The 25,801-nt window shown below is 48.5% G+C and carries 18 protein-coding genes; 9 read left to right on the top strand and 9 right to left on the bottom strand.

The window, feature by feature from the left end; genetic code table 11:
• Nucleotides 1-335: 335 nt before the first annotated feature.
• The 5 genes from prpF to L5L97_RS13820 all read right to left on the bottom strand — a co-directional run bounded on the left by prpF (nt 336) and on the right by L5L97_RS13820 (nt 7,238).
• Nucleotides 336-1,538: a 2-methylaconitate cis-trans isomerase PrpF gene (gene prpF, locus L5L97_RS13840; protein ID WP_263147567.1), complete on the bottom strand. Its 1,203-nt coding sequence runs from the start codon at nt 1,536-1,538 to the stop codon at nt 336-338.
• 93 nt (nt 1,539-1,631) lie between these two features.
• The gene (gene acnD, locus L5L97_RS13835; protein ID WP_263147565.1) at nt 1,632-4,235 is read right to left on the bottom strand and encodes a Fe/S-dependent 2-methylisocitrate dehydratase AcnD; all 2,604 of its coding nucleotides are present in this window, start codon (nt 4,233-4,235) and stop codon (nt 1,632-1,634) included.
• 80 nt (nt 4,236-4,315) lie between these two features.
• Nucleotides 4,316-5,443: a 2-methylcitrate synthase gene (gene prpC / locus L5L97_RS13830; protein ID WP_263182407.1), complete on the bottom strand. Its 1,128-nt coding sequence runs from the start codon at nt 5,441-5,443 to the stop codon at nt 4,316-4,318.
• A 95-nt stretch (nt 5,444-5,538) separates the two neighbouring features.
• Entirely contained in the window at nt 5,539-6,417 is an 879-nt protein-coding gene (gene prpB, locus L5L97_RS13825) for a methylisocitrate lyase (protein ID WP_006084450.1), read from the bottom strand.
• 53 nt (nt 6,418-6,470) lie between these two features.
• Nucleotides 6,471-7,238, bottom strand: a complete 768-nt coding sequence (locus L5L97_RS13820) for a GntR family transcriptional regulator (RefSeq protein WP_263182405.1) — start codon at nt 7,236-7,238, stop codon at nt 6,471-6,473.
• Nucleotides 7,239-7,538: 300 nt separating this feature from the next.
• Between L5L97_RS13820 and L5L97_RS13815 the strand changes: the two genes are divergently transcribed.
• Nucleotides 7,539-8,033, top strand: a complete 495-nt coding sequence (locus L5L97_RS13815; protein WP_263182403.1) for a DUF523 domain-containing protein — start codon at nt 7,539-7,541, stop codon at nt 8,031-8,033.
• 7 nt (nt 8,034-8,040) lie between these two features.
• Here L5L97_RS13815 and L5L97_RS13810 read toward each other — a convergent pair whose 3' ends face one another.
• From L5L97_RS13810 to L5L97_RS13800, 3 genes are all read right to left on the bottom strand, one after another.
• Nucleotides 8,041-8,985, bottom strand: coding sequence for an acyltransferase (locus L5L97_RS13810; protein WP_113941621.1), 945 nt, complete (start codon nt 8,983-8,985; stop codon nt 8,041-8,043).
• A 13-nt stretch (nt 8,986-8,998) separates the two neighbouring features.
• Complete coding sequence (locus L5L97_RS13805; RefSeq protein WP_105250476.1) at nt 8,999-9,895, bottom strand: acyltransferase; 897 nt, start codon at nt 9,893-9,895, stop codon at nt 8,999-9,001.
• A gap of 112 nt (nt 9,896-10,007) precedes the next feature.
• Nucleotides 10,008-11,534, bottom strand: coding sequence for a YifB family Mg chelatase-like AAA ATPase (locus L5L97_RS13800; RefSeq protein WP_263182402.1), 1,527 nt, complete (start codon nt 11,532-11,534; stop codon nt 10,008-10,010).
• Between the two features lie 216 nt (nt 11,535-11,750).
• On the opposite strand from L5L97_RS13800, the gene L5L97_RS13795 reads away from it, so the two are divergent.
• From L5L97_RS13795 to L5L97_RS13780, 4 genes are all read left to right on the top strand, one after another.
• Complete coding sequence (locus tag L5L97_RS13795; RefSeq protein WP_263182400.1) at nt 11,751-12,869, top strand: YwqG family protein; 1,119 nt, start codon at nt 11,751-11,753, stop codon at nt 12,867-12,869.
• Nucleotides 12,870-13,563: 694 nt separating this feature from the next.
• Nucleotides 13,564-14,592 carry an ABC transporter substrate-binding protein gene (locus tag L5L97_RS13790; protein WP_198573256.1) on the top strand — a complete coding sequence of 343 codons (1,029 nt, stop codon included), beginning with the start codon at nt 13,564-13,566 and terminating at the stop codon, nt 14,590-14,592.
• A gap of 45 nt (nt 14,593-14,637) precedes the next feature.
• The gene (locus tag L5L97_RS13785; RefSeq protein ID WP_263182484.1) at nt 14,638-16,422 is read left to right on the top strand and encodes a GGDEF domain-containing protein; all 1,785 of its coding nucleotides are present in this window, start codon (nt 14,638-14,640) and stop codon (nt 16,420-16,422) included.
• Between the two features lie 755 nt (nt 16,423-17,177).
• Nucleotides 17,178-18,494, top strand: a complete 1,317-nt coding sequence (locus L5L97_RS13780; RefSeq protein ID WP_105250472.1) for a hemolysin family protein — start codon at nt 17,178-17,180, stop codon at nt 18,492-18,494.
• A 195-nt stretch (nt 18,495-18,689) separates the two neighbouring features.
• Here L5L97_RS13780 and ilvY read toward each other — a convergent pair whose 3' ends face one another.
• Complete coding sequence (gene ilvY, locus L5L97_RS13775; protein ID WP_105250471.1) at nt 18,690-19,562, bottom strand: HTH-type transcriptional activator IlvY; 873 nt, start codon at nt 19,560-19,562, stop codon at nt 18,690-18,692.
• 231 nt (nt 19,563-19,793) lie between these two features.
• Here ilvY and ilvC point away from each other — a divergent pair, with 231 nt between their 5' ends.
• The 4 genes from ilvC to ilvD all read left to right on the top strand — a co-directional run bounded on the left by ilvC (nt 19,794) and on the right by ilvD (nt 25,792).
• On the top strand, nt 19,794-21,272 hold the full coding sequence (gene ilvC / locus L5L97_RS13770) for a ketol-acid reductoisomerase (protein ID WP_263182398.1): 1,479 nt from the start codon (nt 19,794-19,796) through the stop codon (nt 21,270-21,272).
• 675 nt (nt 21,273-21,947) lie between these two features.
• Nucleotides 21,948-23,621, top strand: coding sequence for an acetolactate synthase 2 catalytic subunit (gene ilvG / locus L5L97_RS13765; RefSeq protein WP_263182395.1), 1,674 nt, complete (start codon nt 21,948-21,950; stop codon nt 23,619-23,621).
• A complete protein-coding gene (gene ilvM / locus L5L97_RS13760; protein ID WP_007651625.1) occupies nt 23,618-23,875 on the top strand; it encodes an acetolactate synthase 2 small subunit in 258 nt (85 codons plus the stop codon). The genes ilvG and ilvM overlap by 4 nt, the downstream gene beginning before the upstream one ends.
• A 57-nt stretch (nt 23,876-23,932) precedes the next feature.
• Nucleotides 23,933-25,792 (top strand): dihydroxy-acid dehydratase, encoded by a 1,860-nt coding sequence (gene ilvD / locus L5L97_RS13755; protein WP_131524929.1) that lies wholly within the window; start codon nt 23,933-23,935, stop codon nt 25,790-25,792.
• Nucleotides 25,793-25,801: the final 9 nt, after the last annotated feature.

Below are 25,801 nucleotides of genomic sequence, written 5' to 3'. Positions count from 1 at the left end.
TAGTTCTTAGCCTAGACCTTACATGCCATTTTGCTGTAAAAATGCGACTTAAATTGCTGACTTGGTTTAAAAATAACCAAAATCGATGGGCGCGATTCTGTAATAGATCATGCAATATATTAACTGTACCGTTTTACTGCCAATATTCTTTTTATGACGAGTTTGTATTCTGGCGTTTTTGCTAAAGGATCTTAGCATTGTTTCAGGTATGTCAACATATCATGCTAAGACAAATACGGGCGAAGCAGATTAAAATGATGGGCGAGAATAGAAAAAAGACCTTGCCGGAAGGGGGAGAAGCAAGGTCTTTGGTTGAACTGTTTACTTAGATAAAATTACGCAGCGGGCACCCGCACAAAACCTTCCATCAGTACGCGAGCGCTGCGGCTCATAATGGCTTTAACAACTGTCCATTCGCCGTTGACCATTGACGCCTCTGCGCCGACGCGCAAGGTGCCAGAGGGATGACCAAAGCGTACCGCATCCATTTTGCCCTGAGTGTCGCCGCCTGCGGCTAAGTTGACTAAGGTGCCGGGAATGGCTGCTGCCGTGCCAATTGCCACTGCCGCCGTGCCCATCATGGCGTGGTGCAGTTTGCCCATAGACAGGGCGCGTACCAGTAGATCAATTTCATCTGCATTGACAGTTTTACCGCTCGAGGACACATAGGTCTGTGGTTTGGCGACAATGGCAATTTTAGGGGTGTGCTGGCGTGATGCGGCTTCGTCTATATGTGAAATTAAGCCCATACGCACAGCCCCATAGGCACGAATAGTCTCAAATTTGGCAAGGGCGGCGTTGTCGCTATTAATATCATCCTGCAACTCAGTGCCTGTGTAGCCTAAGTCTTCAGCATTGATAAAAATGGTGGGAATGCCTGCGTTGATCATAGTGGCGTTAAAGCTGCCAATGCCCGGCACTTCTAGCACATCGACAACATTACCCGTAGGGAACATGCAGCCCCCTTCACCGTCTTCATCGGCGGCGGGGCTCATAAACTCGATTTGCACTTCCGCGGCAGGAAAGGTCACACCATCGAGTTCAAAATCACCGGTTTCCTGCACTTCACCGTTAGTGATGGGCACATGGGCGATAATGGTTTTGCCAATATTGGCCTGCCAAATTCGCACAGTACAGACGCCATTTTGAGGAATGCGGTCGGCATCAATCAAGCCATTGCTGATGGCAAAGGCACCGACGGCGGCGGTTAGATTGCCACAGTTACCGCTCCAATCGACAAAGGGCTTATCGATGGCCACTTGACCAAAGAGGTAATCCACATCGTGATCGCCCTGAGTGCTTTTGGATAAAATCACGGTTTTACTGGTGCTTGAGGTGGCAGCGCCCATGCCATCAATTTGTTTACCGTAGGGATCTGGGCTGCCTATCACTCGCAGTAACAAGGCATCACGGGCGGCACCTGCAACTTGTGCGGCCTTAGGTAAATCCTGCAGACGGAAAAACACGCCCTTGCTGGTGCCGCCACGCATATAAGTCGCGGCGACTTTGATTTGTGGCGGGAAAAAATTCTTACTCATGCTATTAACTCCAAGGGGAATAGCGATACAGGTTAGCGTTGCTATCAAAGGTGGCGATTCACGTGTGGAGTCGCCACCTGTTGAAAGCGAGTTTTACTTCAGATTCGACTCTAAAAAGTCCTGAGCAAAACGCTGCAATACGCCGCCCGCCTCGTAGATAGACACTTCTTCGGCGGTATCGAGACGACACGTCACCGGCACTTCGATGCGCTCCCCGTTTTTACGGGTGATGACGACAGTCAAATCCGCTCTTGGCGCTGGCGTGCCGAGGACATCGAACACTTCTGTGCCATCTATTCCATAAGTTGCACGATTGTCGCCCGCTTTAAATTCCAGTGGCAACACGCCCATACCGACTAAGTTAGTGCGATGAATACGCTCGAAACCTTCGGCAACAATGGCCTCAACCCCCGCTAAACGCACGCCTTTGGCAGCCCAGTCACGGGACGAACCTTGGCCGTAATCTGCGCCCGCTATGATGATCAGAGGTTGCTTACGTTCCATATAGGTTTCAATCGCTTCCCACATACGGGTCACTTGGCCTTCTGGTTCGATACGCGTCAGTGAGCCTTGTTGCACTTTGCCGTCAACGATTGCCATTTCGTTTTTAAGCTTAGGATTGGCAAAGGTTGCGCGCTGGGCGGTTAAGTGATCACCCCTATGGGTGGCGTAGGAGTTAAAGTCTTCCTCCGGCAAGCCCATTTTGTGCAGATATTCGCCCGCGGCGCTGTCCATCATAATGGCGTTAGAAGGCGATAAATGGTCTGTGGTGATGTTGTCACCCAGCACCGCCAGTGGTCGCATACCCTTGAGTGCGCGTTCACCCGCCAATGCGCCTTCCCAGTAAGGTGGGCGACGAATATAAGTAGATTGCGGGCGCCAATCGTACAGCGGGCTGATTTTTTCGCCATAATCGACGGCTAAATCGAACATAGGCTCGTACACTTTGCGGAACTGCTCGGGTTTAACACTTTTGGCGATCACGGCATCGATTTCTTCATCCGATGGCCAAATGTCGATAAGTTTGACGGGGTTGCCGTCTTTATCTAATCCCAGCACATCCTTTTCGATATCGAAACGTATGGTGCCTGCAATCGCGTAGGCGACGACCAATGGCGGCGATGCTAAGAAAGCTTGTTTAGCATAGGGGTGAATACGGCCATCGAAGTTGCGGTTACCCGATAATACCGCGGTGGCGTACAAGTCGCGGTCGATGACTTCTTTTTGAATCACAGGATCCAGCGCGCCACTCATACCGTTACACGTCGTGCAGGCAAAACCAACAATGCCAAAGCCGAGTTGTTCAAGTTCAGGTAATAGCTTGGCTTCTTCCAAATACAACTGCACCGCTTTTGAGCCGGGGGCGAGTGAGGTTTTGACCCAAGGTTTGCGGCTTAAGCCTTTAGCGTTGGCGTTGCGGGCAATGAGACCTGCAGCAATCACGTTGCGTGGGTTACTAGTATTAGTACAGCTGGTAATCGCCGCGATAATCACAGCGCCATCGGGCATTAAGCCAGGCTCGTTTTCGACTACGCCGCTAATTCCGCGCTCAGCCAATTCTGATGTTGGCACCCGTGCATGTGGGTTTGATGGCCCTGCAATGGTGCGCACCACCGAAGATAAATCAAAATGCAGTACGCGTGGATAGTGCACTTCGGTCAAGCTGTCGGCCCACAAACCTGCGGTTTTGGCATAGGTTTCAACCAGTTTAACTTGCTCGGCTTCGCGGCCCGTTAAGGTCAAATAATCTAAGGTTTGCTGGTCGATGTAGAACATGGCCGCAGTGGCGCCAAATTCAGGTGTCATATTCGAAATCGTGGCGCGATCGCCTAATGTCAGCGCCGCTGCGCCTTCACCGAAGAACTCTAAGTAAGAGGAGACGACTTTTTGTGCGCGTAGAAACTCGGTTAAGGCCAATACGATATCGGTAGCCGTAATGCCAGGCTGCGGTCTGCCCGTGAGCTCGACACCGATAATGTCCGGTAGACGCATATAGGATGCGCGGCCTAGCATCACGCTTTCGGCTTCTAAGCCGCCGACACCTATGGCGATAACGCCGAGCGCATCAACGTGCGGCGTGTGGCTATCGGTGCCAACTAAGGTATCAGGGAAGGCCACGCCATTGCGTGAATGCACTACAGGCGACATACGCTCTAAGTTAATTTGGTGCATGATGCCGTTACCCTGAGGGATAACATCAATGTTTTTAAAGGCTTTTTGCGTCCAATCAATAAAGTGGAATCTGTCTTCGTTGCGTCTGTCTTCGATGGCGCGGTTTTTGGCGAAGGCGTCTTTATCAAACCCACCAAATTCGACAGCGAGTGAGTGATCCACAATTAATTGTGTTGGTACAACAGGGTTCACTTTGGCGGGATCGCCACCCTTAGCGGCAATAGCGTCACGCAGACCTGCAAGGTCAACTAAAGCGGTTTGCCCCAAAATATCATGGCACACCACGCGGGCAGGAAACCAAGGGAAATCCAGTTCTTGCTTAGATTCGATAATCTGTTTTAGCGAGTCGGTCAAAACGGCCGGATCGCAGCGACGGACTAAGTTTTCGGCTAAAACGCGCGAGGTGTAAGGCAGCTTGGCATACGAGCCAGCTTGAATGGCTTCTACGGCTTCGCGGGTATCGAAGTAATCGAGTTGAGTGCCGGGTAAGGGCTTGCGATATTGGGTATTCATAGCAGTGCTCATAACATCATCCATTTCGGAAAATGAAGTTGGCGCGAGACTTACATTGAGTGAAATCTCGCGCCAAGTGTGGTCAATTTTGCTTAACGGTTGGCAATCGGTACCACTTTGCGCGGCGCAACGCCCACATAATCGGCACTCGGGCGGATGATGCGGTTGTTAGAGCGTTGCTCCATCACGTGCGCCGCCCAGCCTGTGACGCGTGAACACACGAAGATAGGCGTAAACAACTTAGTCGGAATATCCATGTAGTGGTACGCGCTGGCGTGGAAAAAATCTGCATTACAGAAGAGTTTTTTCTGTTCCCACATCAGGGCTTCACAGGCAACCGATACCCGGTATAGACGGTCGTCACCGTTGGCGGCAGCCAGTTTTTCTGACCATTCTTTGATGATGGCATTACGTGGATCGCTGTCGCGGTAAATTGCGTGGCCGAAGCCCATGATTTTATCTTTACGCTCGAGTTTGCCCATTAAGATGTCGCGCGCATCGGCTTCATCTTTCATATCTTGAATGAGTTCCATCGCCGCTTCGTTCGCGCCGCCATGCAGCGGACCGCGCAGTGAACCAATCGCCCCAGTGACGCATGAATGCATATCTGACAGGGTGGAAGCACAGACGCGAGCGGTAAAGGTTGATGCGTTAAATTCATGTTCTGCATAAAGAATTAACGATACGTCCATCACTTTAGCATGCAGTGCCGACGGCGCTTTGCCATGTAATAAGTGGAGGAAGTGTGCGCCAATTTGATCGTCATCGGTTTCAGTATCGATACGCACGCCATCGTGGCTAAAGCGATACCAGTAACAGATGATCGATGGGAATGCGGCGAGTAAACGGTCGGTGATTTCACTCTGTTCGGCAAAGCTGTGCTCGGCTTCTAAGTTGCCTAGCATAGAGCAGCCAGTACGCATCACATCCATAGGATGAGTGTCGGCTGGAATGCGCTCTAATACTTCTTTTAATGCTTGTGGCAGACCGCGAAGTCCTTTGAGTTTGGTTTTGTAGGCATCAAGCTGGGCTTGAGTGGGCAGCTCGCCGTAAAGAATCAGGTAGGCGACTTCTTCGAAGGTGGCATTTTCACCGAGATCTTTCACATCATAACCGCGGTACGTTAGGCCCGAGCCTGACACGCCCACTGTGCTCAATGCTGTTTCGCCTGCGCTCTGGCCACGTAATCCTGCACCGCTTAACTTTTTACCTTCTGACATAATGTAATCCTTCCGTTAACGCTATTTGATTATTGCCAGCGCCGAGCACTGGCGTTTATTGGTTAAGGCTGCTGATGTAGGGCGCAGCTTGTCGGTTATTTATCTTGGCTAAACAGTTGATCTAACTTGTCTTCAAAGGCGTGGTAGCCCAAGTACTTATACAAGTCTTTACGGGTCTGCATAGTGTCTAGCACGTTGCGTTGATGACCATCATTCATTAGCGCTTGCATGACGTTCAGTGCCGCTTGGTTGGCTGCACGGAAAGTACCGAGTGGATAGAGCACCATGTCGGCACCCGCCTCGGCGAGTTCTTCTTTATTGAACAATTGGGTTTGACCAAATTCAGTCATGTTGGCCAAAATCGGTGCTTTAACTTGAGCCTTGAAGTGGCGATATTGGTCTAGCTCAGTTAAGGCTTCGGCGAAGATCATGTCGGCACCTGCGGCGATATAGGCTTGCGCACGTTCAATACCCGCTTCTAAACCTTCCACGGCAACCGCATCGGTACGCGCCATGATCACAAAGTTAGGATCGGTACGGGCATCGACGGCCGCTTTAATGCGATCGACCATTTCTTCAATGCTCACGACCGCTTTGTTAGGTCTATGGCCGCAACGCTTTTGCGACACTTGGTCTTCCATGTGCACTGCAGCGACGCCGATTTTTTCGAATTCTTTGATGGTGCGAGCAATGTTGAATGCGCCGCCCCAGCCAGTATCGATATCGACCAGTAAAGGCACTTGCGTGGCAGAGGTGATACGGCCGGCATCAATCAGCACGTCATTCATTGAGGTCATGCCCAAGTCAGGCAAACCGTAGGAAGCATTGGCAACGCCAGCGCCCGAAAGATACAAGGCTTGGAAGCCAGTTTGCTCTGCCATTAAGGCAAAATAGGCATTGGTGGTACCAACGATTTGTAACGGTTTGGCCTTAGCAAGAGCTTGGCGAAAACGTAATCCTGCGCTTTGAGTCATGGTTTTATCCTTTTCCATTTTATGGGAAGTGGGCATATTGAGCCGTAAGAACATTAGCTAATGTTGGCTAAGGTTTCTTTTGCGGCTGCATTGGCTTGCAATTCAATTAAGCGTAATTCGGTATTTTTACGCCCTTGTTCTATATGGCGGCGCATCAGCAAACTGGCCAACTCACCATCGCGCTGGGCAATGGCTTCGACTATGCGTCTGTGCTCGGCAATCGCTTTCACGGGACGATTTTTATTAGTGCACTGGTAGCGATACATACGCAGCAAGTGATACAGGCCGCCGACTAAGGTTTCCTGCAGATGCTTGTTACCGCTGGCTTGAATAATTTGGTAATGGAAGTCGACATCGCCTTCCTCTTGGAAGTAAGTATCGCCCTTGGCGAGCGCCGCTTCTTGCGTTGCGAGCAGATCTTCTAGCTTGGCTAATTGTTCTGGGGTGATACGGCTGGCGGCGAGTTCGCAGGCCATGCCTTCAAGTACGCTACGTAGTTGATATAAATCGTTAAGTTCACTCACCGTCAGCTGGGCGACGCGGGCACCAACATGGGGCGCACGCACCACTAAACGTTGTCTTTCTAAGGTTTGTAGGGCTTCGCGGGTCGGGCCGCGGCTGATGCCGTATTTTTCGGCCAGTGCTTGCTCGTTAATCTTGCTGCCTGCAGGCAGTTCGCCCTTGATGATGCTGGTTTGGATCTGCACCAAAATTTGATCGGCTAATGTGGTCGACGTCTTATCTGCCGGGGTCGATTTGACCTTGTGCAGGTGGGGAACTTGAGTGTCATCAGAAACGAACGTCGTGTCTTGCTTCAACATAGAACGCATCACTATTAATAGGATTGTCGACAATGGGTAAAAAATAGCCCTCCCTTGGTGGATTGTCAACAATGTGTTTACTTAGACGTAAGTCTATATTTCAATGAATTTCTATTTTAATTATTGATTTTTATCATTTTATTTTAATTATCTCGTTGTTAATATTTTATGTTATGAATATTTAAATATTAAATTGTCAACAATGACGTGGTTTTAACCTTCCAACCTCGTTGCGGATGTTGATGGTTTTGGGGGAAATCGTCCAAATGCATTTGGCATGTTTATCCTTCGCGTTATGCTATGGGCGGAATGAGACATTTGGGGATGACAGTGGAAAAAGTGTTAGTGAGCAGTTGTTTACTCGGACAAGCGGTGCGCTACGACGGTGGCCATAACTTGATGGAGAGCGAGCTGGTGCAAACGTGGCTCGAGCAAGGGCGGATTGTGGCGATTTGTCCCGAATGTGCAGGCGGTTTGCCAACACCTAGACCGCCAGCGGAGCGGATTGGACAGCGCATCTTAACTGCCCAAGGTGAGGATGTAACCCACGCTTTTAGTCTGGGAGCCGATCTCGCGCTTAAGCTGGCGCAGCAACACGGGATTAAAGTGGCGATTTTAAAAGCCCGCAGTCCATCCTGTGGTAATAGGCAGATTTACGATGGTCAATTTGTAAAACAGTTAATTGCGGGACGAGGATTAACAGCTGAAAAACTCAGTGCCGCAGGAATAACCGTATTCAATGAATTGGAGTTATCCGCTGCAGCGGCATGCGTTGCTGAACTAGAGCAAAGCTAGAGACGAGCTAGCTTGCTTGAGTGTGATTTGGGCTGGTGGCCTTATTATTCACACTTTGATGTGTTTGGAGTAAAGCATGAATTTGTTGATCTTTTTCCGCCCACACTTGGTTTAACCAGCGCTGGAATTCGACGCGGTACTCAGACTCAGAGAAATAACGTGCCGCATCGACCTGGGGCACGGGCAGGGCGTTAATTCGCACAATAATCTTACTGACCTTACCATTCATTACCCCAAACAGAATATCTTCAGGCGCATCTGGGTAGACGATTGTCATATCCAGCAGGTTAGTAAATTGTTCGCCCATGGCTGATAAGGTAAAGGCGATACCACCCGCTTTAGGACGTAACAAATGTTGATAAGGCGAGTTTTGGCGCTGATGTTTATCTTGGGTAAAACGGCTGCCTTCAACATAGTTAATGATTGAGGTGGGCATATTGCTAAACTTGGCACAGGCGCGGCGTGTGGTCGCTAAATCTTTGCCCTTAAGCTTTGGATTCTTTTTAAGTTTTGCTGGGCTGGTTCTATTCATAAATGGCATATCCAGCGCCCAACATCCTAGGCCCATGATGGGCACATAGGCGAGTTCTTTTTTGAGGAAGAACTTCAGCATAGGGATGTGGTTACGTAGCACGTAAGTTTGCGCGGCGATATCGAATCCACTGAGGTGGTTGCTGATCAGTAAATACCAGCTGTTTTTATCGAGTCCTTCGAGCCCTTTGACATCCCACTCAATTTTAGCGATCAAATACAAGATGCCACCGTTGCAGCAGGCCCAAGCCCACATAAAACGGTTCATGACCGTAGTCACCGCATTGCGCGCACCTTGTGCTGGCATCACAAGTTTCACTAATCCGCCAATGCTGATAAGCGAGCCCCAAACGGCGGTATTAATGATCAGCAAGCTTAAGCTCAGCATAAACAACACTGAACCAGGCAGGAAATTCAACATAGTGGCGTTACCTTTATTCTTTATTCGCTTGGCTAGCGAGTTGGCTTAACACTTGATCCTTAGTGAGCCAGAGTTGATTCAGCTGTTCTTGGAAGCCAATTTTAAAATCGCGGTCATTCATATAATCGCCGCGCATCGCAGGATCAATATCGGAGACCTTGATGTGTACTTTAACGCTTGGCAACTTACCTGTCAGGTAGTCCCAATAGCTCGGTACTGCGTCTGGGTAGTAAATGGAAACATCGACTAGCTTGTGGATCTGTTCACCCATGGCTGATAGCGCGAAGGCCATACCGCCCGCTTTAGGTTTTAGCAAATGTTGGAACTGTGAGTTTTGTTTTTGATGCTTAGCCTTGCTGAAGCGCGTGCCTTCGACAAAGTTCATCACACTCACAGGCTTAGCCTTAAACTTAGCACAGGCTTTACGTGTAATTTCAATGTCTTTGCCCTTTAACTTAGGATTCTTACGCAACTGCGCTGTGCTATAACGACGCATAAAAGGAAAATCGAGTGCCCACCAAGCTAGGCCTAATACAGGTACAAAAATCAGCTCTTGCTTGAGGAAAAACTTTAAGAAAGGGATTTTTCGGTTAAAAATCCGCTGCAGGATCAGGATATCGACCCAAGACTGGTGGTTGGCAATCACCATGTACCACTCTTTAGTGGAAAAGTCGGTGTCACCACTCAGTTCAATCTTAACGGGATGTAAGCAGCGTTCAATTACGCCATTAACACTGATCCAAGCGCTGGCACAAAAATCGAGTACATGGCTAGTCGCAGTCCTTAATGGACTGATAGGTATCAGTTTTATAAAACTGATTAACACGATTGGGATAGTCCAAAAGACGGTATTTATAACGTAACCTAAAAATGCAATACAGCCTTTTATCTGTGAAAACAGCATTCCCATCCGAGCCCCCTGACAAAAATTGGAGGCCTATGTTACTCGGTGTAGGCGTTTGGCTCAATCTTAGGCACAGCTGGTCGGTGCATTTGTTCATCTTCACTGTAAAGCTGCTGACTCAATATTGCTGGGATAGTCGTGCCAGCAACCTATCCATAGCACGATAACCCAGTGCTTGGGCAAGATGACGGCGTTCGGTATTAGTGGCTTGTTCAAGATCGGCGATAGTGCGGGCGACTCTTTGTATACGATGAAAACTGCGAACAGATAGGCCAAGCTTGACCACGCTTTGCTCCAAAAACACTAAATCAGCATCACTGAGTCCGCTGAAGCGTTTCAATTGTTTCCCTGTAAGTTCGCTATTGAGCACACCAGCACGGGCGAGTTGTAGCTCACGTGCTAGCTTAACTCGTTTGGCGATATCTTGGCTGGTTTCTGTCTGCGGCGCGGCTTGAGTCAAAGTGCCCGCGGGAAGTTTGGGCACTTCTATGGTCAAGTCGAAACGATCGAGAAACGGACCTGAAAGCCGCGAAAGGTAACGTTGGATTTGTTCAGGGCTGGATCTATGATGGCTATCCAAGTCGCCACTAGGGCTAGGATTCATCGCTGCGATTAATTGGAATCGACTCAAAAATGTCAGCTTAGCGGCGGCGCGGGAAATCACCACTTCGCCGGTTTCCATCGGTTCGCGCAGGCAATCTAAGACTTTACGCGGAAATTCAGCCACTTCATCCAAGAATAATACACCGCGATGGGCGAGGGAGATCTCCCCAGGTTTTGGGATACTGCCACCGCCAACGAGGGAAATCGAAGAACTCGTGTGGTGCGGCGCCCTAAATGGTCGCTGTAAAAAATGCTGCGGTTTAATGTCGAGTCCAGCAACGGAATGAATTGCCGCCACTTCTAACGCTTCCTCATAATTGAGTGCAGGCAATAGTGCCATCATGCGGCTGGCAAGCATGGTCTTGCCAGTACCCGGCGGGCCTAGCATCAAGAGGTTGTGGTTACCCGCAGCGGCAATTTCGAGAGCTTGCTTGGCCTGATATTGGCCAATCACATCGCTCAGGCAAGTATGAGACTCGGGTGTCTCTTGGCTTACCCATTCTAACTGTGGCGCCAGTGTGGGCAGTTGATTTTGCCCTTGTAAATACGCGGCTAGACTTTGCAGATGCGAACCAAACAACACATTGGGATAGCCGACTAGCTCGGCATCGTGGCGGTTATCTAGCGGTAAGACCAAGGTATGGTCTTGGCGCTTTGCAGCGATAATCGCGGGCAATAATCCTTGGCAGTAACGTATGTGCCCTGACAGTGCCAGCTCGCCGATAAACTCGATATTTTTTAAACTGTTAATGGGAATCTGTTCCGAAGCGGCCAATATGCCCACGGCGATGGGTAAGTCGTAGCGGCCACCTTGTTTAGGTAAATCAGCTGGCGCGAGATTGACTGTTATCCGCCGCATCGGAAACTCGAATCCCGCATTGATCAAGGCACTGCGTACTCGCTCACGGGCTTCTTTTACCGAAGCTTCGGGTAAGCCTACAAGATTAAATGCTGGTAAGCCGTTGCTGAGATGCACTTCAACTGTGACTTGTGGAGCTTCGACCCCACAACTGGCTCGGGTATTGACACAGGCTATCGCCATAAACAAATCCTTTTGTTGATCTTTTTCGCTGAATTTGAGTGTAGCAGTAATTAATGGGAGGGGTTTCCTATCGCCTAGGTCGTTGCCCTTCTCATTAGCAAGCCGTTGACTCCGGCTTTGCTAATCGTGTGATAGGCTTGGCAATTTGCCTTATTTGAAGATGGCAAATAGTTGATAGAAATGATAAAAAACAAACATTGGAGTCGTGAGGTAAATATGGATATGTTGTTAGCAGAAAATTCCCCCATTCGTCAGCAGCTGCTAGAGCAAAAGTTGGCGCAGTTTAAAGACCCGCATCTTGCCCATACGCTTTCGGCATTTATTCGAAGTAGTGTCGATCTCTATCCCTGTGCAATCGAAGATTATACTCAGTTAGGTAACAGCCGGCTGGGTGGATTGCCGGATTTGCCTGTCGGCATGGATTATCCGGTGACTTTGGTTGGACGGGAGGAGATGCTGGATGCTTACGCTGAGGAATTCGACCACACTCGCGAGTATATCGAGGAGCATTATTGTTGGTCGCAAGATTCGGATTGGGACGAGGCGGCACAAGCCTTCCGTGTGCCCATGCAATTTATCGCACAGCTCAACTGCAGCGACCTGAAGGCGTTTCAATCTTATTTGCCTCGAGAAGGGCGATTGTTGTTCTTTTTGGAGCGCTGGCGATTCTCAGAAATGCTTCGCGGCCATGTCTATTATGTCGCTGAGGATCAGCAACTGAACTCTGGGAAAGCGATTGCCGAGCTTAAGTTCGACGATGCGGTATGTGCAAACTATGAGTATGAGGCGGCTTATCAACTTAAGGGGATTGCCAGCATTAAGATGATAGCCACTGACATGATTAACAGTGACAACCCGCATTTATTGCGGTTAGCCAAGGCACGTTTACAAGCACTGCCAGAACCGCAACAAGCTATGGTGCTGGAGGCCCTAGAGGTTGCGGAAGATGAATTGGCACCAGAGTGGCAAGATCAGCTCTATTTCTTTGATCTGATGAAAATGAATAAGCATGGGTTAATTCCCGGGCAGATTTTCACTCAAGCGCAGTGGGCGGCACTACCTGAATGGCAGTCATCCAACCTGCAGGAATTGCTCGTTCCCGAGCAGCCGCTGCCCTATTTCGATGGGATAGCCAGCATTAATGGCCATGGTGATAGCCGCTATAAAGCACCCGAACTCCGCGCCGCAGCTGAATTAGGCGGCAATGCCGAAGATTATCTAGTACTGTTCAAAGTCGTCTACAGTGAGCATTCTATGCAATTGAATTTTATTATCCACCGGGACGATTTAACGTTAGGAAAATTCGATCGCATTTACTGCATTTATGATTATTAGTTCATTGAAAGGTTGGCTACAGCCAACCTTTTTGCTGGGCGATACGGGCTACACAGCAATAGGAGTACATCGAGACGATTGAAGGTGTATGTTGCGACCGATTAAAAGAAGAGTCACAAGCACAATTTAGTGCCTTTGAATGAATATGAGTTATAAAGGATTGATTCTGGGATAAATGATTACCACTGAATAGATTGAGTGCTTGATAGTTATATTTAATCATTTCAATCAGTTAATAGAGATTTGTCAACCTATGCCATTATATGAGGGCATCGTTGAGCAGTCTCATTTGGTTTACCCTCCACTGAAAATCATGGTTCCCCTCCCCACGACCTTGATTCAACTTGACCGCTAGGCTGCATTAACGTCTGAGTTCTAACTTGTATTCCTTTTAAGTCCCCGTCATTTTCTCCGTGGTTAGGTTGCAAGACTGACCATAAGGCCGCCACTTACCATCCCCATAAACATTCTGCTACTGAGCCACTCGAACTCCTTATACAGACAGGGTGTCGGAATAAATAGTCAGCATATAAAGTATACTTTGTATCATTTTGTGGTTTAATCGAAACATCTGCTGCCGATTTTAGCAACATTTTGGGCGGCGATGCGGTAACAAGGTTGTGAATCGATAATAATAAAGTGACCTCTTGTGAAGGATGACATTTGAGGGAACATGGTCGAGGAGAACTCGCCTATGCGTTCGTGGATGTTAGCGTGTGTGTTTATCTGTACTGCGGGTTTTGGTGGGGCAGCATGGGCAAAACTCGATGTGGTTTTTTTTAATCCTGGGGCTGTCGATGACAGTTTTTGGGGAGATGTCGACCAATTGATGTTGGCGGCATCGACGACACTCGATATTAAACTCGATATCATTCATTCCGATCGCAATCACTTCAAGATGATAACCCAACTCGATGAGTTGTTAGCTTCTGCAAAGGCGTTACCTAATTACGTTATTCTGGTTAATGAAAAACAATCCGCGATAAAAATGTTGCAGGCGCTTTATCCTCACCCTGTCTATGTGCAATTGATTTTAAATGATATTTCCCCTGGCGAGCGTGATGCCTTGCTGCAAGATCCCCATTGGCAAGAATATCTGTTACCCGCCATTATTCCCGATAATTACGCTATTGGTTCGGCGACCGCTAAGGCCTTAATGGACGATTTAGAAGGAAAGGCGGCTAAAGTTCTGTTGATTTCGGGCGATAAATCGACGCCTGCTTCAGTGCTACGTACCCAAGGCGCCAGTGACTATTTCTTTATGCAGTCCAATGCCACTCTGACTCAAACGGTTTATGGCCAATGGAGTGAGGCTGTGGCTTATGGGCAAGCGTTAACCCTGCTGAATCGTTATCCTGATCTGAATGTGATTTGGACCGCCAGTGATCGTATGGCGATTGGGGTGCTTAAGGCATTGAAGGAAACAGGTTTGGTGTCTGGTAAAGATGTATTTGTCGGTACGATCAATACTTCACCTGAGATTTTACAGCTTTGTCGCCAGCACTCTGTGAGTGTTATTGGTGGCGGGCATTTTTTGGTTGGCGCTTTAGGTTTGGTCGAATTGCAATATTATCAGCAGCATAAAAAATATCTCCCCTATGACAATGTTGCCTTGTTCGGTGTTTTGCAACCAGATTCGGCATTTTATCAAATGTTAGTTGCTCGAGATTGGCCACAGATTTTCCAGTCTCAGATTTTGAATAAGTTGCCCCTCAAGGCGTAATAACAGGTGTACATGAAGCATCATAATCATTCTATTAGCCACAAGATGACGCTGATTATTATTGGGGTGAGCTCGTTTTTTGCTGTGTTAACTATGCTGGTACAGTTGATTTGGAACTATCAGGATAGTATCGATAATGCGACTTCGGATATCCGCGAGTATTCAGAATCTATTTTGCCAAGCGTGGCTAAGTCACTGTGGGACGTCGACCGTAGCTTGTTATCGGATTTGCTCTCTGGACTGGGGATGATGCCATTAGTGTCGAGTGTACATTTAGACAGTATCGATGGCGTCACTATGCATCTGGGTAAACCTTTGTTAACCGATGATGAGTCGCAAACTCTATTTCACTATCCTGTGACCTATCAAGAGCAGTCGATAGCGACTTTGACCGTAGGGTTAGATACCAATCGGCTTTACTACGAGCTGTGGCGGCAGTTGATTTTTATCGTGCTCGGTAATGGGTTAAAGACCCTATTGATGATTTATTTGATTTTGACCTTAGTGCGACTCATGGTGACAGATAGATTGTCGGCATTGGAAGATTTCACTAATAAAATCAATCTTAACTCGTTAAAAAAGTTATCTGTGCCCGAGACGGTAACCGCAAGACCCGATGAAATAGCCCATGTGGCATTGTCACTTAAGGGTATGTATCAAAGGATACGTAATGATTTAGCCATCAATAAACGTCAGCAACGTGCACTGCAACAACAGCAGCATTTATTGTCTGACTTAGTCAAAGAACGAACTAAAGAATTAGATTGGCAGTCGCAGTCGAATCAATTGTTGGCAGAGATTTCGTTGCAATTTTTGAGTATAGATACCTGCAATGTGGATAAAACCTTAACTGAGGTATGCCACAAAATAGGTCAGTTATTTGATGTTGAAAGGGTGAGTCTTCTCGAATTCAATCAGCAGCATGCCTATTACCGCAGCTTTTGGACCAGTGACTTACACGCAAATAAGGTCCAAGTGATTTCGGTAGATAATATTGCTCAACTGGCTAAAAAATTCGAGACGGAATCGACCTTAGTGATTGAGGCTCTTGAGGCGTTAAAGGCTTTTTCACCACAGGAATATGAGGTAATGAAATCCGTGGGGATATGTTCGATTGCCGCCTTTGCGATTAAAAATGCTGGGGAGTTATTGGGATTGCTCTCGCTGTCGACTGTGTCGCGGCCATTAAATTGGAACGCCCAGAAAAAGAATATGCTGACCCAATTCGCCTCCGCATTGAACGAGTTACTGCTACGCGAACAGAAAGAGCGTCAGATGATAGTGCTACAACAAGCGCTGGTTGCCGCGAATAGCCAATTAAAGGTGATGGCTGAAACCGATGAGTTAACTGGCTTAGCTAATAGACGACCCTTTACCGAAAGATTAGCTACTGTGCTACAAGCTAACACTCCAGCGGGATTGTTAATGTTAGATATCGATTATTTCAAATCCTACAACGACACTTATGGTCATCTTGAAGGCGATACTGTGCTTAAACGGGTGGCTGATGCCTTAGCACAGTGCGATATCCTGCCGCATAATGCTCTATTGGCTCGCATTGGTGGTGAAGAGTTTGCTTTGGTCGTCGAGCAGGTCACGCCAGCACAGTTAACGGCTATTGCTACGCAACTGTGTTATCTCGTTGAGCAACTCAATATTCCCCATCAAGTATCTCCCTTGGCTGTGGTGACGATCAGTATTGGCAGCGTGTTTTTGCCATTAGATAAGATCTCGGGGTTTAAGATGGCCGACGTATTACGCCGCGCCGATGTTTGCCTCTATCGCGCTAAGGATAAGGGTCGCAATAGAGTCGAGGTTGAAGTGATTTAATGGGAGCCGGTTGAAGGTGATGTTACTCTTTCGCCAAGATATCCCAACGCGTTGCTGGATTGGCTACTGAGCTTCAAGAGTCTAGGCGCTATGCTGCAAAATTGGAGACATATTCGGTTTGCATCACTACGCCACAGACGCCCTCAATCATGCTAACTAATTGATAACATTTATATGAAACATAGCGGTAGATAAGTCGCTAAGATAAAAATTACTCAAGGTGAGGTAATATTAGGCGGCAGATGAGATATAATCTGTCGCCTATTGTCGATTTAGCGATGCACTCTGAGTGACATCCATGCTGCCATTCTGGACGTATTTTACGTAACGCAACTAAGCAAAGCCACGACTGCATAGTCAATTCTATTGGCTTAAATGTACGTTCTAGCAGCTCAATATCAAAGCCACCGCGCTCGGATGTCTAATGCCATCGAGTCGAGTAAAATAATTAAATGCTGTATATTCAGTCGCTTCGACATAAAACATTACTTAAATGATGCAAGTGCATTAGCGCTATGCGTGGGCTGCGAGAGCGGAGTCACGCATAACTCGTGAATTTGCAGATATACTGAGTGCACCCTAAGGATTGTCATCTAAGCGATCATTCATCTTTGGGGTGAAAGTGGTCAATACAATCTTGTTGTGCAGCGACCAGACAAAGCAAACTTTGCTCAAATACAATGAATTCAACTGACTCGCGAGCAATAAAGCGCGAGTTGGTCCTAGTTAGTCCAGTGTTAAATGAAAGGTGTTACATGAGTCTCTTTGATAACGTGATGATTATATTGTGTCTAATCGGCGCGAGTTGTTTTTTCTCTATGTCAGAAATTGCACTTGCCGCTTCACGTAAAATTCGTTTACGTCAGTTAGCCGATGAGGGCGATGCACGAGCAGAAAAAGTGCTGCAGTTACAAGCCGTTCCCGGTAGCTTTTTTACGGTAGTACAAATTGGTCTTAATGCCGTTGCCATCATGGGCGGTATTGTGGGTGAGTCGGCATTTCGGCCTTACTTCTATCAGTTGCTTTCCCCTTTAGTTGCCGAGCCTTGGCTGAGCCAATTGAGCTTTGTTTTATCCTTCATAACGGTAACCAGCGCCTTTATTTTAGTCGCCGATTTAATGCCAAAACGCATTGCCATGGCGATGCCTGAGCCTGTCGCTTTAGCTGTTGTCGGGCCTATGTCTTTCTGTATTGTGCTATTACGCCCATTAGTGTGGTTTTTCAATGGCATGGCGAGTGGTATCTTTAAACTGCTGCAGATCCCAACCGTGCGTAACGATGCCATCACCTCCGACGATATTTATGCCGTCATGAATGCGGGCGCCGAAGCTGGGGTGCTAGATCGCGGTGAGCAACAGATGATGGAAAATGTGTTTGAAATGCAAACCGTTTCTGTGACTTCGGCCATGACGGCCCGTGAAAGCTTAGTGTACTTTTTACTGCAAGACAGTGAAGAAGATATCAAGCGTAAAATTTCTGAAGATCCCCATACTAAGTTCCTAGTCTGCGATGGTCAGTTGGATATGATCAAAGGCTTCGTGGATGCGAAAGAATTGCTGATCCGGGTGATCAACGGTGAGAATATCATCTTAAAAGGCAGTAACTTAATCCATACTTCGCTGATCATTCCCGATACGCTGAGCCTGTCAGAAGCGATGGAATACTTTAAAAATAGTCGCGCCGATTTTGCCGTGGTAATGAACGAATACGCCTTAGTGGTGGGGATTGTTACTACTAACGATCTACAGCGCGCCGTAATGGGGGCTTGGTCATTGCACGAGAGCGAAGAGCAGATCATCGCCCGTGATAGCAACTCTTGGTTAGTCGACGGTGTGACGCCTATTACCGACGTAATGCGCGCCTTTGGTATTGAGGAGTTTCCGCATAATCAGAACTACGAAACCATTGCTGGTTTTATGATGTATATGCTGCGTAAAATCCCTAAGCGTACGGATTTCGTGAACTATGCAGGCTATAAATTTGAGGTGGTCGATATCGATTCGTACAAGGTCGATCAGCTATTGGTGACCCGTATCGATCCTATTGATAAGCTCAACTCGCCGGATGTGTAATCCTGTCATCTTGTGTTGATTGCCTTGCGATAGAAATCCTGTGGCAATAGTTCGTTAGCACCAATTTGATAGCAACTGTTCGATAGTGAAGCGGTTCTCTTTAGCTAATTTTTTAGTTTTTTGAGAGCCGTTTCGGTTTTCTATCTCGTTGAAACTCTTCACTCGCCCTTTTATTTTTTGTATTACTTTCCCCGTTTAAATCACATCCAAAAACGCATTAACGATGGGATCGTCAAGCCGTTTCACTTTGCAGCAGCAACCTAACTCGAACGGTGGAATCGCAACTGGCGACGAGAGCAGCTGAATGCGATCCCGCACTGGGCTATTATTGATCACCACTTCGGGGCTCATGCTCACGCCACAACCTAACGCTACCATAGAGGCGATAGCTTCTTGGCCCGACACTTGGGCGTAAATATTAGGGCTGATGCCCATTTGTTTGAACCAGTTATCGGCGCGGCGCCGTCCTGGGCCGTGATCTGGGATGATAAAGGGTACGCTCGACCAATCGATGGGCGTTTGGCTAACTTGTTGCTGTACTGCACAGCGGATCGTCGGTGCGATAATCGACAGTGGCACATCGTCGATTTTGGCAAAATGTAAGCTGCTGGGGAAAGGATCGGGCAGGGCGGCGATGGCGATATCGGCGCGATTCTGCTGCACTTCTGCTAGCGCGTTGGCTGCATCTCCCGTGGTTAAGGCGATTTCGACGAAGGGATGCTCTTGGCGGAATAAATCCAATAAACCCGGTAAATGACTGTAGGCAGCAGTGACCGAGCAATACAGATTCAGCCGACCGCGCAGCACGTCCTGCTTGAGATCGATACTGTGCTTGAGTGTGCTCCAATGGTTCAAGGTCTGCTCGGCGAACCGTTTAAATTCGTGTCCCGCGTGGGTTAAGGTCACGCTGCGATTATCCCGCTCTAACAGCTTAGCGTTCACTTCTTCTTCTAATCTTTGCAGGGCTCGGCTTAAGGTCGATGGGCTCACATGCATCTGCTCCGCGGTCTTGGCGAAGTGTAAACTGTCACATAAGTGCAGGTACAATTTGAGGGTACGAATATCCATAACTTATCCTGTTTAGCCTGAGCTTGAGTGCTGCATATTGCCGCCGATGTTGCTGCCAGTGTTACTGAGCGTTATTGCGGCTGACGTTGCGCATAATGCAATATGAAGTTCCGAATATATCATTTTAAGCAATGATAAGCATGGGTTATAGTGATTTCAATCACAACCAAGTCGTAACATTATGTTAGTTTGGTTGCGTCCAAAATTTCTGACTTATAGGTGGTATATCAGATGGCTAACTATTTTAACTCTCTGAATTTACGTCAACAATTAGCACAGCTTGGCCAATGTCGTTTCATGGATCGTTCTGAATTTACCGACGGCTGCAACTACATCAAAGATTGGAATATTGTTATTTTAGGTTGTGGTGCTCAAGGTCTTAACCAAGGCTTGAACATGCGTGATTCGGGTCTGAATATCTCTTTTGCCCTGCGTCCTGAAGCGATTGAACAGAAACGTGCCTCATGGCAAAAAGCAACCGATAACGGTTTCCGTGTCGGTACCTTTGAAGAATTAATCCCTGCGGCGGATCTGGTGCTTAACCTGACGCCGGACAAACAGCATTCAAACGTGGTTAACGCAGTTATGCCACTGATGAAGCAAGGTTCTACCTTGTCTTACTCACACGGCTTCAACATAGTTGAAGAGGGCATGCAAGTTCGTCCCGATATCACTGTGGTGATGGTTGCGCCTAAGTGCCCAGGCACTGAAGTGCGTGAAGAATACAAACGCGGTTTTGGTGTGCCGACCTTGATTGCTGTGCATCCCGAAAACGACCCTAATGGCGATGGTTTAGACATTGCGAAAGCCTATGCCAGTGCAACGGGTGGAGACAGAGCCGGTGTTTTACTGTCGTCTTTCATCGCAGAAGTGAAGTCGGATCTGATGGGCGAGCAAACCATTCTGTGCGGTATGTTGCAGACGGGTGCCATCTTAGGTTACGAGAAAATGATCGCCGATGGCGTTGAGCCTGGCTATGCGGCCAAGCTTATCCAGCAAGGTTGGGAAACGGTCACTGAAGCGCTGAAACACGGCGGCATCACTAACATGATGGACCGTTTGTCTAATCCAGCCAAGATTAAAGCATTTGAAATTGCAGAAGATTTAAAAGAAATCCTCCAGCCACTATTTGAAAAGCACATGGATGACATCATCAGCGGCGAATTCTCACGCACTATGATGGAAGACTGGGCGAACGATGATGTGAACTTGCTGCGTTGGAGAGCGGAAACTGGCGAAACAGGTTTCGAAAATGCGCCCGTATCGAGTGAGCATATCGACGAACAAACCTATTTCGACAAAGGTATTTTCCTTGTTGCTATGATCAAAGCGGGTGTGGAACTGGCGTTCGACACTATGGTGTCTGCGGGTATCGTGGAAGAGTCGGCCTATTACGAGTCACTGCATGAAACCCCACTGATCGCTAACACGATTGCTCGTAAGCGTTTGTACGAAATGAACGTAGTGATTTCAGACACAGCCGAATACGGTTGCTACCTGTTCAATCACGCCGCCGTACCTATGCTGCGCGACTATGTTAATGCCATGTCATCTGAGTATTTAGGTGCTGGCCTGAAAGACTGCGCAACCGGTGTCGACAACCTAACGCTCATCGCTGTTAACGAAGCGATTCGTGAAACGGCAGTGGAATATGTTGGCGCTGAGCTTCGCGGTTACATGACAGATATGAAGAGCATTGTTGAGGCTTAAGTGATAGTGAGTTAAGCCCAGCATTGGGGGAGAGGGTTGAGACTCAAAGGACTTGGGTCTCAGCTCAGTTCCCAAGCAAGCTCAAGATAGTGAAACGCGCATCTTGAGCTTGCTTAGTGATGAATCAGTTTAGTGAGAAACAAATTTTTCCTGTTCAGTGGGTTGTCGAGCGGGCAAAAACGACACAGTTAGTGAGTCTATCGTTAAGTAGGTGAATCGCGCCGACTGAGGCTCAACAGTTAACGTTTTACTTTGTTGTTTTGCATTGTCTCGGCAGGGAAGCTGAATTTTTTTTGACAAAAGATATTTTTTATTGTGTTTGGCCGTTGCTTTATGGTAAAGCTAATAGCTCGCGCTAGGGCAAAGCCCAAAGCGATACTAACTTTCATTCAATACCCAAATTTTAGAAACACCGATTAGGAATCCATATTGATGTTTAACCAAGCTGCCAAGCTCATTCTCGTGATTATTACCGTCGTGATTATTAAATCACAGCGGGGGCGGCGCATGGCGAACTGATAGACCTAAAAGGTTAGAAGTTTCGAAAGAACCCCCCGCTCCGAAAGGACCGGGGGGTTCTTCGTTTTAGGGCCTAGAGCAAGGTCCTAAGCTTCGAAAGAGTAAAAAATTAGCGTCGATTTTCGGCAATTCAGGACTAACGTAGCGAGAGAGAATATGGAACCAGGGCAGATGATCAGAGGCGCAGATGCGGTAATTAAAGTGTTAGCAGCACATGGCGTCACCACAGTGTTTGGTTACCCAGGTGGTGCCATTATGCCAATATACGATGCCCTCTATGGAAGCCCTGTCGAACATCTGCTCAGCCGTCACGAACAAGGCGCCGCCTTTGCCGCCGTAGGATACGCAAGAGCCAGCGGTAAAACTGGCGTGTGCTTTGCGACTTCAGGCCCTGGCGCGACTAACCTGATCACTTCCTTAGCCGATGCCCTGTTAGATTCTGTGCCTATGGTGGCCATCACAGGCCAAGTCTCTACCGCCGTTATCGGCACCGACGCTTTTCAAGAAATCGACGTGCTGGGCATGTCACTGAGCTGCACTAAGCACAGTTTTATGGTGACAGACGTCAACGACCTGATCCCAACCTTGTATCAAGCCTTCGAAATCGCTGCATCTGGTCGCCCTGGCCCAGTGCTGGTCGATATCCCGAAGGATATCCAAATCGCCCAATTGGAATATCGCACACCTTTGCTGGCCGTGATGAACGAACCCCAAGCCGAGATGAGTGATATCGACGCCGCCCGTGCGCTGTTGGCTGAGGCTAAACAGCCTATGTTGTATGTCGGCGGTGGTGTAGGTATGGCGGGCGCGGTCGATCAACTGCGTGAGTTTATCAAAGTGACGGGCATACCTTCGGTCGCAACCTTGAAAGGGCTGGGCAGTATCGCCCACGGCACACCCGGCTACTTAGGCATGTTAGGCATGCATGGCGGCAAGGCCGCTAACTTAGCGGTACAGGATTGCGATTTGCTAATCGTGGTTGGCGCCCGTTTCGACGACAGAGTCACCGGCCGTTTAGCGAGCTTTGCCGACAAGGCCAGAGTGATCCATTTAGATATCGACGCCGCCGAACTGGGCAAATTACGTATGCCAGAGGTGGCAATCGCTGGTGACTTACGCCAAATACTACCTGCCTTAGCCATGTCGATGAACATCACGCCTTGGCAGGCCGAGGTGGAGCATTTATCCCGTAAACATCAATGGGATTATCAACACCCCGGCAGTTTGATCTATGCCCCAGCGTTGCTGCGTCGTTTAGCCAATAAGTTACCCGAAGACAGCGTAGTGTGTTGCGATGTAGGTCAGCACCAAATGTGGGTGGCCCAGCATATGTGGTTCCGCCGTCCAGAAGATCACCTGTCCAGTGCTGGCTTAGGCACTATGGGCTTTGGCTTGCCCGCCGCCATTGGTGCGCAGGTGGCCCGTCCCGATGCGACAGTGGTGACTGTCTCTGGCGATGGGTCTTTTATGATGAATGTGCAGGAACTGACCACCATCAAACGCCGCAAGCTGCCAGTGAAGATAGTGCTTATCGACAATCAAAAGCTTGGCATGGTGAAGCAGTGGCAGCAGCTATTTTTTGAAGAGCGCTACAGCGAAACGGATTTATCCGATAACCCAGATTTTGTGCAATTGGCCTCCGCTTTTGATATTCCCGGCCGCACTATTTTCTCTTCCGACGAAGTGGAAGAAGCCTTAACCGAAATGTTAGCGGCTAAGGGCCCGTATTTGTTACACGTTGCAATCGACGATGCTTTTAACGTTTGGCCACTGGTGCCCCCCGGCGCATCAAACAGCGATATGATGGACGAAATGGAGAAACAAACATGATCCACTCTCTGGAATTAACGGTTCAACAACGCCCCGAAGTGCTTGAGCGTGTTTTGCGCGTGACTCGCCATCGTGGTTTTAGGATCACCCAAATGCAGATGCGTATGAATGACGACGCTAGCCTGTCGCTGGATATGGAGGTCGATAGCGAACGCGCCATCGAACTATTAAGTAATCAGCTGAATAAACTGATTGATGTGACCCAGTGTAAGGTATTGTTACCGCTGAGCTTGCAACAAACGGCGAATGCTTAAGCATTAGCCATGTGAATTAAGAATACGATTTTCGATTTGAGATAAAGGATACAGTCAATGCCAAAGTTACGTTCAGCTACCAGTACCGAAGGCCGCAATATGGCGGGTGCCCGTGCGCTATGGCGCGCCACAGGGGTGAAAGACAATGATTTTGGTAAGCCAATTATCGCCATTGCTAACTCCTTTACTCAGTTTGTACCGGGTCATGTGCACTTAAAAGACATGGGGTCACTGGTGGCGAGCGCCATCGAAGAAGCGGGCGGTATCGCCAAAGAATTCAATACGATTGCCGTCGATGACGGTATCGCCATGGGCCACGGCGGCATGCTTTACAGCCTGCCATCGCGCGAGCTTATCGCCGACAGTGTGGAATACATGGTTAACGCCCACTGCGCCGATGCTTTAGTGTGTATCTCCAACTGCGACAAGATCACCCCCGGCATGTTGATGGCGGCGCTGCGCCTCAATATTCCCGTCGTGTTTGTTTCAGGTGGACCGATGGAAGCGGGTAAAACTAAGCTGTCGGATAAACTCATCAAGCTCGACTTAGTCGATGCTATGGTGGCGGGCGCCGACTCGAACGTAAGTGATGAAGACAGTGCCAAAATTGAGCGTAGCGCGTGCCCAACCTGTGGCTCTTGCTCTGGCATGTTTACTGCGAACTCAATGAACTGTTTAACCGAAGCACTAGGGTTATCGCTGCCGGGTAACGGCTCTATGCTGGCAACCCACGCGGATCGCCGCGAGCTGTTTTTAGAAGCGGGTCGCCGCGTGATGGCGCTGGCAAAACGTTATTATCATCAAGATGATGAATCGGCATTGCCACGTAATATCGCTAACTTTAAAGCCTTCGAAAATGCCATGACTTTAGATATCGCCATGGGCGGTTCATCTAATACCGTATTGCATTTATTGGCCGCCGCGCAGGAAGCTGATGTTGATTTTACCATGGCGGATATCGACCGCATGTCGCGCTTGGTGCCGCACCTTTGTAAGGTTGCGCCATCGACGCCTAAATATCATATGGAAGACGTGCACCGTGCGGGCGGCGTGATGGGGATTTTAGGTGAGCTAGACAGAGCCGGATTACTGCATACCGATGTGTTCCATGTGGCGGCCGATGAAGGTGGCAATTTGAAGTCTGTATTGGCGAAATACGATGTGATGCAGACGCAAGATGAAAAAGTAAAACATTTCTTTATGGCGGGACCTGCGGGGATTCCGACCACTAAAGCCTTTAGCCAAGATTGTCGCTGGCCGTCACTGGATAATGACAGACAAGAAGGCTGTATCCGTAGCCGCGAGTTTGCCTTCAGCCAAGAGGGCGGTCTTGCCGTATTGTCGGGTAATGTGGCCGAAAACGGCTGTATCGTTAAAACGGCGGGCGTGGATGAATCGAATCTGACCTTCATCGGCTCTGCTCGCGTCTATGAAAGCCAAGATGACGCAGTGGCGGGTATTTTAGGCGGTGAAGTGGTGGCGGGTGACGTGGTGGTTATCCGTTACGAAGGCCCGAAAGGTGGCCCAGGTATGCAAGAAATGTTGTATCCAACCAGTTACTTAAAATCACGCGGTTTAGGCAAGGCCTGCGCGCTGATCACCGACGGTCGTTTCTCCGGTGGCACTTCAGGTTTATCGATTGGCCACGTCTCACCTGAAGCGGCCGCTGGCGGCACTATCGCCTTGATTGAAAATGGCGATCGCATCGAAATTGATATCCCCAAGCGCAGCATCAAGCTGGCGGTAAGCGATGCTGAACTCAATGCTCGCCGCGAAAAAATGCACAGTCTTGGCCCAATGGCGTGGAAACCTATTGGTCGCCAGCGTTATGTGTCACTCGCGCTTAAGGCCTACGCCATGCTCGCCACCAGTGCCGACAAGGGCGCGGTGCGCGATCGCAGTAAACTGGAGGACTAATTATGTTTA

The organism is Shewanella sp. SM71, from assembly GCF_025653905.1.
Classification (GTDB): domain Bacteria; phylum Pseudomonadota; class Gammaproteobacteria; order Enterobacterales; family Shewanellaceae; genus Shewanella; species Shewanella oncorhynchi.
Note: the sequence above shows the minus strand (reverse complement) of the source record. Positions and strands in the feature narration are given on the sequence as shown.

Bases quoted from the DNA above. Each gene is read 5' to 3' on its own strand.
- prpF (WP_263147567.1), bottom strand. From the start codon at position 1,538: ATGAGTAAGAATTTTTTCCCGCCACAAATCAAAGTCGCCGCGACTTAT.
- acnD (WP_263147565.1), bottom strand. From the start codon at position 4,235: ATGAGCACTGCTATGAATACCCAATATCGCAAGCCCTTACCCGGCACT.
- prpC (WP_263182407.1), bottom strand. From the start codon at position 5,443: ATGTCAGAAGGTAAAAAGTTAAGCGGTGCAGGATTACGTGGCCAGAGC.
- prpB (WP_006084450.1), bottom strand. From the start codon at position 6,417: ATGACTCAAAGCGCAGGATTACGTTTTCGCCAAGCTCTTGCTAAGGCC.
- L5L97_RS13820 (WP_263182405.1), bottom strand. From the start codon at position 7,238: ATGTTGAAGCAAGACACGACGTTCGTTTCTGATGACACTCAAGTTCCC.
- L5L97_RS13815 (WP_263182403.1), top strand. From the start codon at position 7,539: ATGGGCGGAATGAGACATTTGGGGATGACAGTGGAAAAAGTGTTAGTG.
- L5L97_RS13810 (WP_113941621.1), bottom strand. From the start codon at position 8,985: ATGTTGAATTTCCTGCCTGGTTCAGTGTTGTTTATGCTGAGCTTAAGC.
- L5L97_RS13805 (WP_105250476.1), bottom strand. From the start codon at position 9,895: ATGGGAATGCTGTTTTCACAGATAAAAGGCTGTATTGCATTTTTAGGT.
- L5L97_RS13800 (WP_263182402.1), bottom strand. From the start codon at position 11,534: ATGGCGATAGCCTGTGTCAATACCCGAGCCAGTTGTGGGGTCGAAGCT.
- L5L97_RS13795 (WP_263182400.1), top strand. From the start codon at position 11,751: ATGGATATGTTGTTAGCAGAAAATTCCCCCATTCGTCAGCAGCTGCTA.
- L5L97_RS13790 (WP_198573256.1), top strand. From the start codon at position 13,564: ATGCGTTCGTGGATGTTAGCGTGTGTGTTTATCTGTACTGCGGGTTTT.
- L5L97_RS13785 (WP_263182484.1), top strand. From the start codon at position 14,638: ATGACGCTGATTATTATTGGGGTGAGCTCGTTTTTTGCTGTGTTAACT.
- L5L97_RS13780 (WP_105250472.1), top strand. From the start codon at position 17,178: ATGAGTCTCTTTGATAACGTGATGATTATATTGTGTCTAATCGGCGCG.
- ilvY (WP_105250471.1), bottom strand. From the start codon at position 19,562: ATGGATATTCGTACCCTCAAATTGTACCTGCACTTATGTGACAGTTTA.
- ilvC (WP_263182398.1), top strand. From the start codon at position 19,794: ATGGCTAACTATTTTAACTCTCTGAATTTACGTCAACAATTAGCACAG.
- ilvG (WP_263182395.1), top strand. From the start codon at position 21,948: ATGGAACCAGGGCAGATGATCAGAGGCGCAGATGCGGTAATTAAAGTG.
- ilvM (WP_007651625.1), top strand. From the start codon at position 23,618: ATGATCCACTCTCTGGAATTAACGGTTCAACAACGCCCCGAAGTGCTT.
- ilvD (WP_131524929.1), top strand. From the start codon at position 23,933: ATGCCAAAGTTACGTTCAGCTACCAGTACCGAAGGCCGCAATATGGCG.